Genomic DNA, 13938 nt, shown 5'->3' with positions numbered 1-13938 from the left:
CGCGATGAATGACAAGGGCTACTGAACTGACCGTGAAGCCATCGCAATGCCGGAAGGAAGCCCATGCCCGTTTCACCCAAACCCGCCTCGTCCGTGATCGTGCGTCGCGGCGGGAAATTCCTTCTGGTGCGCCGCGCCAATCCGCCGGCGCAGGCGATGTATGCCTTTCCCGGCGGCAAGGCTGAGGCAGGAGAAACTGCAGAACAGGCCGCGTTCCGCGAACTGGCCGAGGAAACGGGCCTTGTTGCAAACCAGGCAGACCTTTTTGCCGTATATGACCTCATAGACCGTGATGATGCCGGTACAGTCACGAGTTTCTATCGGCTGAGCGTGTTTCTAGCCGATGTGGACGGTTCAGCGGTGGCCGCTGCCGCAGACGATGCCGATGACCTTGGCTGGTACGCCCTTGAGGACATTCGCACCATGAATGTGCCCACAAGCGTGCTCGAATGTGCCGAAAAGCTCGGTTAACCGCCAAAACTGTGGCGGCTACGACACATGCGCGCCGCAACAGAAGCAACTTGCCCCGTCCGTTAACCGGCTGTTGACTTTTTATGTCAGCAACGCTGACAGACAGGGGCAAAACTTGATACGATGATAGCCGACCATCAAGGATGAGATGCCAGCAAGGAATTGTAATGAAGCCGAATGCCAATGAAATCGACGACATAATCGTGCAGGAAAAGATGCAGGCGGCTCTCGAATACCAGAACGAGGCATGGGCCGACGGCGTCGCTGACGGCATTGAACCCGAGATCATTGCCGACGCAGCACTGGCGCTGGCCATGCGCGAGACCGTGCGAATGATTGGCGAGGAAGGCGCGGAAGCCATGCTGGAATCGCTGCGCGAACGTATGCTGGCCGGCGAGTTTTCACCCGAACGCATCCTGCAGTAATCGCCGCTTTCCGCCCAGACCGGCCACCCTCCCGTATTGACGAATGCCGCCGCCCGCGTGACAAAGCAGTTCGCGATTCGATCAGCGACTTCAGCGCATGAAAGGGACGAAAATGGCATCGATCCACCTTCCGGACAGAGCCCTCATCACGCTTGACGGCGAGGACACAGAGGCTTTTCTGCAGAACCTGATCACCACCAATATCGAGGGCATCGCCCCCGGTGAGGCCTGGCCCGGCGCGCTTTTAACACCGCAGGGCAAGATCATGTTCGACTTCCTGATTTCCCGGACACCAGAGGGTTTCCGGATTGAGGTTCATGCCGACGACACGGCTTCCCTCACCCAGCGGCTGACGCTTTACAAGCTGCGCGCAAAGGTCAGCATCGCAACACCGGAACATGACGGTATCACCGTGATCTACGGAGAGGACGATATTCCTGAAGACGCAGTTTCGGACCGTCGCTTTTCGCAGCCCGAGCTTCCGCTTTTTCGCCTGCCCGGACGCTCTGCCGAGGCGCAGGACGATCCGGAGACCTATACCGCGCTCAGGATTGAGGCCGGCGCTGCCGAAATGCATATGGACTTCGCTGCGCAGGATGCGTTCCCGCATGATGTGCTGTTTGATAAAAACGGCGGTCTGAACTTCCGCAAGGGCTGCTATGTCGGCCAGGAGGTCGTCTCCCGCATGCAGCACCGCGGCACGGCCCGGCGCAGGCTGGTGCATCTGGAAGCGTCAGAGCCGTTCAACACGGACGAAGGCGTGGTTGAAGCCGGCGGAAAGACCGCTGGCAATCTCGGCTCGGTCAGCGGCAACACAGCGATGGCGATCGTGCGCACGGACCGGATTGCATCCGCTGCCGGCGACGTCAGTGTCGGCGGCATGCCCGTGAGTGTTACGCCATATGCCTGGAGCGGTGTTTCGCTCGAAGCCGCAGGCGCGGAGCCCGAGTGACAATGCCCAAGACCGACGCCCGTGCCTGGCAGCGCATGCTTTCCGGCCGCCGCCTCGACCTGCTCGATCCCTCGCCGCTCGATGTCGAAATCTCCGATATTGCCCACGGCCTTGCCCGCGTCGCCCGCTGGAACGGTCAGACAGTCGGCACCTACGCCTATTCCGTGGCGCAGCACAGCCTGGTGGTCGAGACCATCTTCGTGCATTGCTATAAGGCAAGCCCTGAAGACTGCCAGATGGCGCTTCTGCACGATGCGCCCGAATATGTGATCGGCGACATGATCTCGCCCTTCAAGGCGGTTGTCGGCGGCGGATACAAGAGCGTGGAGAAACGGCTTGAGGCCGCGGTTCACCTGCGTTTCGGCCTGCCTGCCCACCCTTCCCGTACGCTGAAAACGCGAGATCAAGGCCGCCGATCGCATCGCAGCCTATTTTGAGGCGGTCACACTCGCCGGGTTTTCAAGAACCGAAGCAAAACGCTTCTTCGGCGAACCGAACGGTGTTTCAATCGACATGCTGACGGTCGAGCCGATGGCCACCACGGACGCCCAAGCACGGTTTCTCTCACGCTTTTCAGAGATCGAGGCCGAACGTGCGAGCACCCCGGCGACGGCGAAACGGAACGGCGGATGACCGCCCGGATCGTTGTCAGCCCGCTGTCGCGCGTCGGCGAGATGGCCGCCCGGCACGGTTGCCGGCAGATGCTGTCACTGATGGCGAACGGGCATGATTTCTCCCGCCCCGGCATGATTGACCCGACCCGTCATCTGACATTGCGCATGAACGATATTGCCTTTGCCGGAACAGACAAGCTGGTTGCTCCGCAATCTTCCCATGTTGAGCAGATCATCACATTTGCACGAGAACCGGCCTTTGACGGCCCCTTGCTGATCCATTGCTGGCTCGGCGTTTCGCGTTCGCCCGCAGCCGCACTGATCGTTGCTCTGGCGCTTGATCCAACGACCGACGATTTCGCGCTGACGGAAGCGCTCAGGGCGGCCTCGCCTTTTGCCACGCCGAATGCCCGGCTCGTCGCTCTCGGCGATGAGGCCCTGGGTCGGCAGGGGCGGCTGATCGAAGCCGTAAAGGCGATCGGCCGCGGGCGCGACTGCCAGCTCAACATTCCCTTCGTTCTGGAGCCAGCGTTCTGGAGCCAGGGCTGTTGAAAGACGAGGCGCGCCGTTGCACCAGTCATGAAGTTTTCGTAACATTGAACTACGCTTAAGAAGCCAAGACAGGCAAAACTCCAACTTCTGACCACAAGGCATTTTTAATGGATAAAGTAGAGCAGCAGGTCAGCGGCCTTTTCAAAGCCTCGAACGACTTCGCAGACGCGATGTGGGCACTGGTCATCACCTACACATTTTCGGTTCTCGGCGCGATCATCCTGCTGATCGTCGGCTGGATCGTGGCCGCGCTCGCGCAGCGGTCTGTCAAAACCGCCTTCCTCAAATTCGAGAATGTCGACCGCACGCTCGCCGGCTTCTTCGGCAATATCGCGCGCTATGGCATTCTGACCATCGTCATCATCATGGTGCTTGGCCAGTTCGGCGTGCAGACGGCTTCGATCCTTGCAGCTCTCGGCGCTGCCGGCCTGGCTATCGGTCTGGCTTTGCAGGGCACGCTGCAGAACATAGCCGCCGGTATCATGCTGCTGGTGCTGCGCCCCTTCCGCGTCGGTGAGTATATCAGCACCGGTTCGATCGACGGTACAGTTCAGGAGGTTGGCCTGTTTGCAACCGAGCTGAAGACCTTCGACGGTCTTTTCCGCCTCGCACCGAACTCCACACTCTGGAACGTCTCGATCACCAACTACTCGCGCGTGACCCAGCGCATGCACGAACTTGCCATCGGTATCGGCTATGATGACGATCTCAAGCAGGCAATCGAGATCATGCTCGACCTTGCCAAGAATAATGAGAATGTTCTGGCCGATCCGGAGCCTTACGCCTTCGTCAAGGAGCTTGGTGACAGCGCGGTTGTGATCGCCATGCGCTACTGGGCGCCGGGTTCTGTCTGGTGGAAGACCACACACATCATGACCCGCGACGCGAAACTCGCCTTCGATGAAGCAGGCATCTCCATCCCGTTCCCGCAGGTTACGCTGTCGTCCCTGGACGAGGATGGCAAGTCCACCGAAGAGATCGAGGACAATGCGGACAAGCCTGCCCAACAAAAGCCAGCGAAGAAAAGCTAAAACAACACGCAAGATGCCGGCCTCGCGCCGGCATCTTTTTTCATCGCGCCTTTCGGAAGCCTCGACATGAAAATCGCCGCCCTCAATATCTATCCGTTGAAAAGTGCACGCGGCATCGCGCTCACCGAAAGCCAATGCGGCCTTTCAGGCCTAGCGGGCGACAGGATTGCGGTGATCACCGACCCCAAGGGCCAGTTCATCACACAGCGCGAACTGCCCGCACTCGCCAGACTTTCTGCGCAACTGCGCGACGATGGGCTGGTGCTGGACATGGATGGCGAGGCGCCGATTGCCGCCACGCCTCAAGGTGCTGATCGCTTCAACGTCACGGTCTGGAAGGATACCGTCAATGCCGCCGGAGCGGCAGAAACAGTCAATGAAAAGCTGTCCGAATGGCTTGGGCAGCCTGTCCGCCTCGCCTTCTTCGACCAGCATGCCGCCCGGATCGCCAGCACGGAATGGGTGGAAACCGAGACACCGGTTTCCTTTGCCGACGGGTTCCAGATTCTGGTAACGACCACCGGTTCGCTGGCGGCCCTCAATGCCGACCTTTCATCCCACGGTGCTGAAACCGTCGGCATGGAGCGTTTCCGGCCAAATATCGTGCTTGATTGCGAAGAGCCCTGGGCCGAGGACGGCTGGAGCGGCATAGAAATCGTCGGTATCCGGCTCGATTTCGTAAAACCCTGTGCCCGCTGCATCATGACCACGCAGGATCAGACCACCGGTTCGCGCGACGGCGCAAACCCTATCCCGGCGATGGGACGGCTCAGGATGTCGGCGGACCGACGGGTGCCCGGCCCGCTATTCGGCTGGAACGCCGTGCCGCGCGGCGAAGGCCTGTTGAGCGTCGGCGATACTGTGGAGATTACCGGAATGAGGGACGAAAACTGGCCGCTGAAGAAGCGGCGGTGAACGGGTCACCTCAGGCCATCTGCTGCTTTTCAAGTGCTTTCAGCGTCGCGATGATGAAGCTCTCGCGGGCATTATCCGGCGTAATCCCGCGTGGCTCGTAGACATGGCGGTCAAGAAAGAAACCAGTCAGACGAAAGCCCGCTTCAAGACCAGAAGGGTCGGCGGTCTCGTTGAGATCCGTCCGAAGAAAGTCCGGTAGCGCAAGCATGCGGTCGGCATAGGGCGCTCCTGCCGTTTTGGAAACCGCCCTGCCCGATTTCGGTGAGACGTAGACGAGGTCTACCGCCGATCCGTTGGCCGCACAGCGCGCAAGATCGAGCCCAAAGCCAAGTTCGTTCAAAAGCGCGAGTTCGAACCGGACGAAAAGCTCACCCGCCGAGGTGGGATCGTCCAGATGCGCAATAATCACCTCGACAGCATCGCAAAGGTGACGATGCGGATCGCGCTCCGGTAACAGCCGCAGCAGCGCCGCCATAGCCCGCATGCCGTGGAGTGCTGCCGCCGACTGCATCAAAAGCCCGGCACGCTGGCTGACAGGCTCAACGCGGAATTCTCCGAGATGTTCGGAAAGCCGTGCCCGCCATGTCAGCGAAACCCGGTTACCGGGCTGCAGCACGGGCCGCATCGTGCGCGAACGCCCGCCACGCACCAGCCCCAGATGGCGGCCATGGGCAAGTGTCATGACCTCGGCAATCGCGCTGGTTTCGCCGTGGCGGCGCATGCCCAGAACTATGCCTTCATCTTGCCACTCCATCGGTTCTCGTCCAACCTGGCTACTTCGAATAATCGAGACCCATCTCGCGATAGCGCTCCGGATCGTCGCCCCAGTTCTCGCGCACTTTCACGAACAGAAACAGGTGAACCTTCTGACCCAGAATTTCGGCAAGTTCCTTGCGCGCAGCCATGGAGATCGACTTGATCGCATCGCCATTCTTGCCGAGCGCGATCTTCTTCTGGCTGTCGCGCTCAAGATAGATCACCTGCTCAATCCGAACAGATCCGTCCTTACGCTCTTCCCATTTTTCGGTCTCGACATGCGAGGAATAGGGCAATTCCTGATGCAACCGCAGGAACAGCTTCTCACGGGTGATTTCGGCAGCGAGCTGTCGCATTGGCAGGTCCGAAATCTGGTCTTCCGGATAATACCAGGGCCCCTCCGGCAAGGTCTTAGCCAGATAGTCCATCAGGTCGTCACAACCGGAACCATTGGTCGCGGAAATCATGAAGGTCTGATCAAAGCCGATCGCTTCATTGGCGGCAGACGCCAGCGCCAGAAGATCCTCGTGGCGCACACGGTCGATCTTGTTCAGAACCAGAATTTTGGGCTGCCGGACCTCTTTCAGACCGGTCAGAATGGCTTCGGCATCGCCCTTCAGCCCGCGCTCGGCATCGACAAGCAGCATGATCAGGTCTGCATCGCGCGCACCGCTCCAGGCCGCCATGACCATGGCCCGGTCGAGCCGCCGGCGTGGCTTGAAAATGCCGGGTGTATCCATGAACACGATCTGGGCGTTATCATGGATTGCAATGCCACGCATGGTGGCACGGGTGGTCTGCACCTTGTGGCTGACGATCGAAACCTTGGCGCCGACGAGACGGTTCAAAAGCGTCGACTTGCCGGCATTTGTCGGACCGATCAGTGCCACGAAGCCGGAGTGGGTCGCAACCGCCTCTGCGCTATCTGCAGATTCACTCTCGCTCATTTGTATCTCCTGCGGCCGAAAGGTAACCTCGGGCCGTTAAAATCTATTTGATTTCAGTCTTCTGCAACGACGTTCAAAACCAGTGCATGAGCACGTTCACATCAATTTCCGGGCGACCAGACACCTTCACGCTCCAGAAGCTTCGTTGCAGCCACCTGCTCGGCGGCGCGCTTCGACCGGTCAATTCCAATCTCAGGAGCAACGCCCTTGACCGTCACCTTCACAGTGAAACACGGCTCATGATCAGGACCGGAACGGTCTTCAACGTGATAGGCTGGGGTTTCGCCGTGATTGGCATGTGCCCATTCCTGCAACTCGGTCTTGGCATCCCGCCTGAGAGTCACACCATCTGCGAAAAGCGGCTTCCAGTGCGTTTCAACAAAGCGCCGTGCGGGCTCCAATCCCCCTTCGAGGTAGATCGCGGCGATCACACTTTCGACCACATCGGCCCGGATGCTGAGCACGCGTTTTCCCGTCAGCTTCTTCACGTCCTGACCGGTCTTGATGAAACGGTGAAGGCCGAGATTGTCTGCAACACGTGCGCAGGCCTCTGCACTGACAAGTTGGTTGAGCCGGACCGAAAGCTCACCCTCGCTTGCTGTCGGAAACAATTTGAACAGGTTTTCGGCAATCACCAATCCCAGCACACGGTCGCCCAGAAATTCCAGACGCTCGTAATTGCCGTCCTTGCCGTTCCGAGCGCTCGAATGGGTCAGTGCCCTTGCTATCCGCTCAGGATCAGAAAATTCGAAGCCGATCAGTGCCGCCAACTTACCGGCTTCATCTTGTTTTGCACCCAGCGCCGACATTCAGCCACCGATAACCTTGAACAGACGGTCCCAGCGCATATTGAATGGCCATTTCCAGATCTCAGCAAAAGACGTGTCATTGCCGAGCGAGAAGAAAATCAGGCTGGCACGGCCAACGAGGTTTTGGGCTGGCACAAAGCCGACGTCGAAGCGACTGTCAAGCGAGTTGTCGCGGTTGTCGCCCATCATGAAATAGTGGCCTTCCGGCACGATGAATTCACGGGTGTTGTCGCCCGGTGAATTGCGGATCTCGTCGAGTGTGTCGTAGCTCACGCCATCCGGGAGCGTCTCACGGAAAACCGGAATATTCCTACCTGGATCGCGGCCGTAATCAGAGGTAAAAGTCCCGTCGGCCGTGCGCGAGACCGGCTCGTTATTCAGGTAAAGAATGTCGTTTTTGACCTGAATCCGATCACCTGGCAGGCCGATAACACGCTTGATGTAATCGATGCTCGGGTCCGGCGGGTAGCGGAAAACAACCACGTCGCCGCGATCGGGATCGCTGCCGAAAATCCGCCCCTCGAACAGGTTGGGCGAAAATGGCAGCGAGTATCTCGAATACCCGTAGGAAAACTTGTTCACGAACAGATAGTCGCCGACCAGAAGCGTCGGCATCATCGACCCGGAGGGAATGGTGAAGGGCTGGAACAGAAATGTCTTGATCACGAGCGCCAGAAGCAGCGCCTGAACAATAACCTTCACATTGCTCCAGAGCGAGCTTTCCTGCTTTTCTTCTTCTTCGGCCACGCAGTGCTTTCCTTCTTCCACCCAAGCGTTTCGATTTGCCTGAGCTTTAGCCCCTTCGTCCCGCCCGGGCAATGATTTTAAGCGAAAATGCCGAAGCTACACCGCTTCGATGATCACGAATGCCTGGGCAAGCGGATAGTCATCGGTGATCGTGATATGAATACGGGCAACACAACCATCCGGGATCATGCGGGCAAGCTGGTCGGCCGCACCGCCGGTTAGCTTCATCGTCGGCTTGCCGCCCGGAAGGTTGACCACCCCCATGTCGCGCCAGAAGACGCCCCGGGCAATACCGGTGCCAAGCGCCTTCGCGCAGGCCTCCTTGGCAGCAAAACGCTTGGCATAAGATGCCGCACGATTGCGGCGGCGATCTGACTTGGTCCGCTCTATATCTGTAAAACAACGCCCGGTGAAGCGTTCGCCGAAACGCTCGATGGTTTTCTCGACACGCCTGATATCGATTAGGTCACTGCCCAGCCCGACAATCATTTGTTCTCTCCGTGTTGGAAGGACGCAGTTCGGCCGCTGACACCTTCTTATCGTCCGGCTTGACGCCGCGCTCGGCAAACATCGCCTGGCGGCGCTGCTGAAAGGACTGTACGGCAAAATAGGACAGGCCGTAAAAAAGCGCACCGCTCAATAGCGCCGGTATTACGGCGCCCACAGCCATCGGCTCCAGAAGCGGCCGCCACAAGTCCGATAGTTCGAACCGGTGCACGAGATCGACAAGGTCGATATGGTCACGCTCCGTGGCGTTGCGGCCAAGAAGAGTGTCACCAAGCCGCCAGGTCGAAAGCCAGATGAAAGGAAAGGTCAAGGGATTGCCGAAGGCCGTGCCGAGAGCGGCGGCGGCATAATTGCCGCCAAACAGAAAGGCAAGAAAGAAAGCCGAAAGAAAATGACCGCCGATGAACGGCGTCCAAGAAACAGCAACACCGACGGCAATGCCCATGGCTATAGCATGCGGGGTCGCCCTGAGGCGAACGGTGCGGTGATAAAGATAAACCGGTACGCGCCAAAACCCTTTTTGGGGCCAGATAGCGGCGCGGAACCGTTGCCAATAATTTGCCTTGGAACGTCTTTTAAAAAGCATCGCCTACTTTTGACACCTGCCAGCGTGATTGCAAGGGACCGGAGCGTGTCAAAACAACAAACATTGCAAAGAGTGCGTTTTGCAGACGCCGCTGTGGCTTGCAGCAACGCGCGATCCATAAGCAATACCCATCCCGTCACCCGCTCCGGATATCGACAGCGATCCCGGCCTGAGCTGTCAGTCTTTCTCGTGCCGATCGGAATGGCGCTCCGGCCTCGGGCGGCCGGGGTCGAAACTATGATCGATGTTCTCGATCACGTGCCTGACGCCATCGACCTCTTTTTCGGTAACTTCAGGACGGGTAAAACGCTTGAAGAAGCGCATCAGACGATCCGACATCTCATATCTACCTTTCCTCGTTTCCCTTGTCCCTGGAGGGACATGAACCGCTAGCAGCAAGACGTGGCAAAAACGAGGAAAGTTCCAATTTGGTCAGAAATTCGCCTAATCGTACAAGCGGTTCACCGTGGCCACACAATCCAGCGCCTTGAGCTGGTTCAGCGCCTGGGTCAACTGGCGCAGGTCCCAGACCTCCATATCCATGGTGACCTCGGCAAAGTCTTCGGCCACGACTTTCATCTGGATCGAACGAATGTTGACGCTGAGTGTGGCGATTGTCTCAGTGATCCGGGCAAGCGTTCCGGGTTCATTCAGCACGCTCACTCCGACACGAGCGCGAAAGCGTTTGTCGTTGGTCGAATCAATATCCCAGCGGATATCAATCCAGCGATCGGGCTCATCGTCGAAATATTGCAGGTCCGGTGACTGGATCGGATAGACCGTAATACTGCCATCATCGCCGGCAATGCCGACGATGCGGTCTCCGGGAACAGCACCCGACGGGGCAAAGCGCACGGTCGCACCGGCGTTGAGGCCGCGCAACGGGAAACGGCCGGCGGCGTCTACACCCTCGGCTGCGTCGGGAAGCTTGAATGCCATGCCCTCGCCTTTTGGCAGGTTGACCCAACCTTCTTCGCTGCTGGGCTTGATGGTGACACGCTCATCCTTGTGGTCGGGGAAGACAGCCCGCAGCACGTCGGTTGACGACATTTCGTTGCGCCCGACCGCGGCGATTACATCCTCGACATCACTCTGGCCGAACCGGTGCAGCACGGTTGCCAGCACCTCCCGCGAAAATGTCTTGCCAGAACGCGCAAAGGTGCGCTCCAGAATACGGTAACCGAGCCCGCTATACTGTTTGCGAATTGCCACCCGCGTTGCCCGGCGTATCGCCGCACGGGCCTTGCCGGTAACCACGATCCCTTCCCAGGCCGGTGGCGGAACCTGGACGCCTGAGCGGATGATTTCCACCTCATCGCCATTGTTGAGCCGGGTCACGAGCGGCATCATCCGGCCGTTGACCTTGGCGCCGACGCACGTGTCGCCAACATTGGTGTGCACCGCATAGGCAAAATCGATCGGCGTGGCATCTTTCGGCAGCGCGATCAGCTTGCCTTTCGGCGTAAAGCAGAACACCTGATCCTGGAAAAGCTCCAGCTTGGTATGTTCTAGAAATTCCTCGGGACTGTCGCCTTCGGCCAACGCTTCGATGGTCTTGCGGAACCAAGAGAAAACGCTTGTCTCCTCATCTTCGGCCTGCCCCTTCACGGAGCGGCCATCCTTGTAGAGCGCGTGGGCGGCGATGCCGTATTCCGCAACTTCGTGCATGTGCCTGGTGCGGATCTGTAGCTCGATCCGCTGACGCATAGGCCCAACAATTGTGGTGTGCAGCGACTGGTAGCCATTCTGTTTGGGGTTCGAGATATAGTCCTTGAACCGCTCCGGCACCATGCGCCATGTGGTGTGCACCAGACCAAGCGCGCGGTAGCAAGTCTCGACTTCGTCGACGATGATGCGAAAACCATAGAGATCCGACATCTGCTCGAAGGAAAGCGATTTCGACTGCATCTTGTTGAAGATCGAGAATGGCTTCTTCTGACGTCCCTTGACCTTGACGTCTTCAAGGCCCTGCTCCAACAGCAGCGCCATCAGTTCATCCTCAACGCTCTTCACCAGGGCTTCATTCTGACCGGAAAGATCCTGAAGCTTCCCCTTGATGGTCTGGTAGGCATCGGGATTGACGTACTGGAACGACAGCTCCTCCAGTTCCTCGCGCATATCCTGCATGCCCATGCGACCAGCCAGCGGCGCGTAGATTTCCATCGTTTCCTCGGAAATCCGACGGCGTTTGTCGGGGCGCATGTAATAGAGTGTGCGCATGTTGTGCAGGCGGTCGGCAAGCTTGACCAGCAGCACCCGCACATCATCGGCAACCGAAAGCAATAGCTTGCGAAGATTTTCGGCCTGCTGGGCTTTGCGCGAAACCAGGTCAAGCCGCTTGATCTTGGTCAGCCCCTCAACGAGCGCGCCGATCTCCTCGCCGAAAAACGCGTCGATATCAGCACGCGTAGCGGACGTATCCTCGATTGTGTCGTGCAGGAGCGCAACAGCAATCGTGGACTCGTCCATGTGTAGATCGGTCAGGATCGCGGCGACTTCGAGCGGATGCGAGATATAGGGATCGCCGCTGGCGCGCTTCTGCCGGCCATGTTTCTGCATGGCGTAGACATAGGCCTTGTTGAGCAACGCAATGTCGGCGTCAGGCTTGTATTTCTGTACCCGCTCAACAAGTTCGTATTGCCGCATCATGGCTGAAAAACCAGGCCCGATCGGGCGTAATACGGGTCAGGCGCAGCCCGTTCTGACAGAAGTAGGAAGGGAAACGCGTTGCGGGGATCAAGCACCCCGCAGCGCAGACGATCAGTAATCGTCGCCCTTCTCCGGCGGAACCAGCCCTTCGATGCCGGCACGCAGTTCTTCTTCCGACATCTGGTCGAAAGGAATAGCTTCCGGTTGATCGGGACGGTCTGCTGTTTCTTCGTTGACATTGTCATCGGAAGACGCGCTCTGTGTCAGAATCCGCCTCCGGCTCATCCACTTCGACATGACGCTGCAGGGAGTGAATCAGGTCTTCCTTGAGGTCGTCGGGCGAGAGTGTTTCGTCAGCGATCTCACGCAGTGCGACAACAGGATTCTTGTCATTGTCGCGATCGACAGTAATCGATGCGCCCTGGGAGATGAGACGCGCACGATGTCCGGCGAGCAGTACAAGATCGAACCGGTTGTCGACTTTGTCGATACAGTCTTCAACTGTCACACGTGCCATTGACTGTCCTTTTAGGTGATTTCTTTGGAAATTTCTCTCATAGAGATTCATAAATTGGAATTCAAGAGCGCAATTGCAAGCGGCGGCGAATGAATTTACATTCGAATGCCGATCGACTGAGCCCAGACCCTTACTATGGGTTGAATAAATTCGATACAGTGATTAAATCGCTGCCAACATGGCTACCATGGAAAATGGCAGGTAGCAGCAATTGTTAATTTGATGGGATGTTAGCCGAAGCCCTCACATTCAGGCCCGATCGGCAAATGATTTTTCCGGCTTTATTGAAAGGCTATTTTCTTAATGTTTGATCCGCGCGAAAAAATCGCACTATTTATCGATGGGGCAAACTTGTATGCCGCCTCGAAAAGCCTCGGTTTTGACATAGACTATCGTAAGCTGCTAAAAGCCTTCAACAACAAGGCTTACCTCCTGCGTGCTTATTACTATACCGCATTGATCGAAGACCAGGAATACTCTTCGATCCGCCCGCTGATCGACTGGCTGGACTATAATGGCTACAAAGTCGTCACCAAGCCCGCCAAGGAATTTACTGATTCCATGGGACGCCGGAAAATCAAGGGCAATATGGATATCGAGCTGGCAATCGACGCTATGGAGCAAGCCTCCACAGTCGACCACCTGGTCATCTTTTCCGGCGATGGCGACTTCACCACACTTGTTGAAGCGCTGCAGCGCAAGGGGCGCAAGGTTTCCGTTGTCTCAACGATGTCAACCCAGCCACCGATGATCGCCGATGACCTGCGCCGCCAGGCCGACCATTTCATTGATCTCGCATCGCTGAGATCGGAAGTCGGTCGCGAGCCGTCCGAGCGCCCGCAACGTGTAGCCGACCCCGTTTCCGCGGACTTCGACGACTAAACGAAGTCCCGGCCATTCGTGGCGTCGCTCAGGAGCCGCTTCAATGACAGCGCCATCAAACACCGCGAAAAACGACACTCTCTGGATGAACCTGAGATCATCCAAGCTGCTTTAACAATCTTCCCTTTTCACGATTCCAGTCGCGCTTCTTTACCGTCTCGCGCTTGTCGTGCGCCTTCTTGCCCTTACCCAAAGCCATCTGCAGCTTGGCAAGACCCCGGTCATTGAAGTAGAGCTTCAGTGGGATCAGCGTCATGCCTTCGCGGTTCACGGCGGAACGCAGCCGGTTGATCTCGCGGCGGCCAAGCAGCAGTTTGCGGCGACGGCGCGGCTCGTGATTGAAGCGATTGCCCTGAAGGTATTCAGGCACATAGGAATTGATCAGCCACATCTCGCCGTCTTCGTCAGAGGCATATGATTCGGCGATATTGGCCTTGCCCTCACGCAAGGATTTCACCTCGGTTCCGGTCAGAACCAAGCCAGCCTCGAACGTATCGAGTATTTCGTAATTAAACCGCGCCTTGCGGTTTTCGGCGACGGACTTGAATGTGCCGCCCTTGCTGCCTTTCGGAGCCATG

General features: G+C 57.9%; 16 protein-coding genes and 2 pseudogenes. 8 read left to right on the top strand and 10 right to left on the bottom strand.

Going from position 1 to position 13938, the window contains the following annotated elements:
* The first annotated feature begins 63 nt into the window (after positions 1-63).
* From AC0L7L_RS06045 to AC0L7L_RS06015, 7 genes and pseudogenes are all read left to right on the top strand, one after another.
* A complete protein-coding gene (locus AC0L7L_RS06045; RefSeq protein ID WP_473512727.1) occupies positions 64-471 on the top strand; it encodes an NUDIX hydrolase in 408 nt (135 codons plus the stop codon).
* A gap of 167 nt (positions 472-638) precedes the next feature.
* Positions 639-896 carry a hypothetical protein gene (locus AC0L7L_RS06040; RefSeq protein WP_272210849.1) on the top strand — a complete coding sequence of 86 codons (258 nt, stop codon included), beginning with the start codon at positions 639-641 and terminating at the stop codon, positions 894-896.
* Positions 897-1008: 112 nt separating this feature from the next.
* Entirely contained in the window at positions 1009-1848 is an 840-nt protein-coding gene (ygfZ, locus tag AC0L7L_RS06035) for a CAF17-like 4Fe-4S cluster assembly/insertion protein YgfZ (RefSeq protein WP_473512722.1), read from the top strand.
* 2 nt (positions 1849-1850) lie between these two features.
* Positions 1851-2481, top strand: a pseudogene (locus tag AC0L7L_RS06030) (HD family hydrolase).
* Positions 2478-3014, top strand: coding sequence for a tyrosine phosphatase family protein (locus AC0L7L_RS06025; RefSeq protein ID WP_272210845.1), 537 nt, complete (start codon positions 2478-2480; stop codon positions 3012-3014). Before AC0L7L_RS06030 ends, AC0L7L_RS06025 begins: the two are co-directional and overlap by 4 nt.
* 107 nt (positions 3015-3121) lie before the next feature.
* Entirely contained in the window at positions 3122-4045 is a 924-nt protein-coding gene (locus tag AC0L7L_RS06020; RefSeq protein ID WP_272210844.1) for a mechanosensitive ion channel family protein, read from the top strand.
* 66 nt (positions 4046-4111) lie between these two features.
* Positions 4112-4960 carry an MOSC domain-containing protein gene (locus AC0L7L_RS06015; RefSeq protein WP_272210843.1) on the top strand — a complete coding sequence of 283 codons (849 nt, stop codon included), beginning with the start codon at positions 4112-4114 and terminating at the stop codon, positions 4958-4960.
* Between the two features lie 10 nt (positions 4961-4970).
* Here AC0L7L_RS06015 and recO read toward each other — a convergent pair whose 3' ends face one another.
* The 9 genes and pseudogenes from recO to rpoZ form a co-directional block, all read right to left on the bottom strand.
* Positions 4971-5714: a DNA repair protein RecO gene (recO, locus tag AC0L7L_RS06010; RefSeq protein WP_272210842.1), complete on the bottom strand. Its 744-nt coding sequence runs from the start codon at positions 5712-5714 to the stop codon at positions 4971-4973.
* A 19-nt stretch (positions 5715-5733) separates the two neighbouring features.
* Complete coding sequence (era, locus tag AC0L7L_RS06005) at positions 5734-6663, bottom strand: GTPase Era (protein ID WP_272210841.1); 930 nt, start codon at positions 6661-6663, stop codon at positions 5734-5736.
* Between the two features lie 101 nt (positions 6664-6764).
* Positions 6765-7472 carry a ribonuclease III gene (rnc, locus tag AC0L7L_RS06000; protein WP_272210840.1) on the bottom strand — a complete coding sequence of 236 codons (708 nt, stop codon included), beginning with the start codon at positions 7470-7472 and terminating at the stop codon, positions 6765-6767.
* A complete protein-coding gene (gene lepB / locus AC0L7L_RS05995) occupies positions 7473-8219 on the bottom strand; it encodes a signal peptidase I (protein WP_272210839.1) in 747 nt (248 codons plus the stop codon).
* A 96-nt stretch (positions 8220-8315) separates the two neighbouring features.
* A complete protein-coding gene (gene acpS / locus AC0L7L_RS05990; RefSeq protein WP_272210838.1) occupies positions 8316-8708 on the bottom strand; it encodes a holo-ACP synthase in 393 nt (130 codons plus the stop codon).
* On the bottom strand, positions 8686-9312 hold the full coding sequence (locus AC0L7L_RS05985) for a DUF2062 domain-containing protein (protein ID WP_473512708.1): 627 nt from the start codon (positions 9310-9312) through the stop codon (positions 8686-8688). The genes acpS and AC0L7L_RS05985 overlap by 23 nt, the downstream gene beginning before the upstream one ends.
* Before the next feature lie 177 nt (positions 9313-9489).
* Positions 9490-9651: a hypothetical protein gene (locus AC0L7L_RS05980; protein WP_473512705.1), complete on the bottom strand. Its 162-nt coding sequence runs from the start codon at positions 9649-9651 to the stop codon at positions 9490-9492.
* Between the two features lie 105 nt (positions 9652-9756).
* Positions 9757-11961, bottom strand: coding sequence for a RelA/SpoT family protein (locus AC0L7L_RS05975; RefSeq protein ID WP_473512701.1), 2205 nt, complete (start codon positions 11959-11961; stop codon positions 9757-9759).
* Positions 11962-12072: 111 nt separating this feature from the next.
* Positions 12073-12478, bottom strand: a pseudogene (gene rpoZ / locus AC0L7L_RS05970) (DNA-directed RNA polymerase subunit omega).
* 303 nt (positions 12479-12781) lie between these two features.
* On the opposite strand from rpoZ, the gene AC0L7L_RS05965 reads away from it, so the two are divergent.
* Positions 12782-13360, top strand: coding sequence for a LabA-like NYN domain-containing protein (locus AC0L7L_RS05965; RefSeq protein ID WP_272210834.1), 579 nt, complete (start codon positions 12782-12784; stop codon positions 13358-13360).
* A 97-nt stretch (positions 13361-13457) separates the two neighbouring features.
* On the opposite strand, the gene smpB is transcribed toward AC0L7L_RS05965, so the two are convergent.
* Positions 13458-13937 carry an SsrA-binding protein SmpB gene (gene smpB, locus AC0L7L_RS05960; RefSeq protein ID WP_272210833.1) on the bottom strand — a complete coding sequence of 160 codons (480 nt, stop codon included), beginning with the start codon at positions 13935-13937 and terminating at the stop codon, positions 13458-13460.
* Position 13938 lies beyond the last annotated feature (1 nt).

This window comes from Martelella sp. K41-7 (genome assembly GCF_055808365.1).
This window is presented reverse-complemented; position numbering and strand designations above follow the sequence as displayed.

What these genes read in the sequence shown, in the direction of transcription:
- AC0L7L_RS06045 (WP_473512727.1), top strand. Translation starts at nt 64, where the DNA reads ATGCCCGTTTCACCCAAACCCGCCTCGTCCGTGATCGTGCGTCGCGGC.
- AC0L7L_RS06040 (WP_272210849.1), top strand. Translation starts at nt 639, where the DNA reads ATGAAGCCGAATGCCAATGAAATCGACGACATAATCGTGCAGGAAAAG.
- ygfZ (WP_473512722.1), top strand. Translation starts at nt 1,009, where the DNA reads ATGGCATCGATCCACCTTCCGGACAGAGCCCTCATCACGCTTGACGGC.
- AC0L7L_RS06025 (WP_272210845.1), top strand. Translation starts at nt 2,478, where the DNA reads ATGACCGCCCGGATCGTTGTCAGCCCGCTGTCGCGCGTCGGCGAGATG.
- AC0L7L_RS06020 (WP_272210844.1), top strand. Translation starts at nt 3,122, where the DNA reads ATGGATAAAGTAGAGCAGCAGGTCAGCGGCCTTTTCAAAGCCTCGAAC.
- AC0L7L_RS06015 (WP_272210843.1), top strand. Translation starts at nt 4,112, where the DNA reads ATGAAAATCGCCGCCCTCAATATCTATCCGTTGAAAAGTGCACGCGGC.
- recO (WP_272210842.1), bottom strand. Translation starts at nt 5,714, where the DNA reads ATGGAGTGGCAAGATGAAGGCATAGTTCTGGGCATGCGCCGCCACGGC.
- era (WP_272210841.1), bottom strand. Translation starts at nt 6,663, where the DNA reads ATGAGCGAGAGTGAATCTGCAGATAGCGCAGAGGCGGTTGCGACCCAC.
- rnc (WP_272210840.1), bottom strand. Translation starts at nt 7,472, where the DNA reads ATGTCGGCGCTGGGTGCAAAACAAGATGAAGCCGGTAAGTTGGCGGCA.
- acpS (WP_272210838.1), bottom strand. Translation starts at nt 8,708, where the DNA reads ATGATTGTCGGGCTGGGCAGTGACCTAATCGATATCAGGCGTGTCGAG.
- AC0L7L_RS05985 (WP_473512708.1), bottom strand. Translation starts at nt 9,312, where the DNA reads ATGCTTTTTAAAAGACGTTCCAAGGCAAATTATTGGCAACGGTTCCGC.
- AC0L7L_RS05980 (WP_473512705.1), bottom strand. Translation starts at nt 9,651, where the DNA reads ATGTCGGATCGTCTGATGCGCTTCTTCAAGCGTTTTACCCGTCCTGAA.
- AC0L7L_RS05975 (WP_473512701.1), bottom strand. Translation starts at nt 11,961, where the DNA reads ATGATGCGGCAATACGAACTTGTTGAGCGGGTACAGAAATACAAGCCT.
- AC0L7L_RS05965 (WP_272210834.1), top strand. Translation starts at nt 12,782, where the DNA reads ATGTTTGATCCGCGCGAAAAAATCGCACTATTTATCGATGGGGCAAAC.
- smpB (WP_272210833.1), bottom strand. Translation starts at nt 13,937, where the DNA reads ATGGCTCCGAAAGGCAGCAAGGGCGGCACATTCAAGTCCGTCGCCGAA.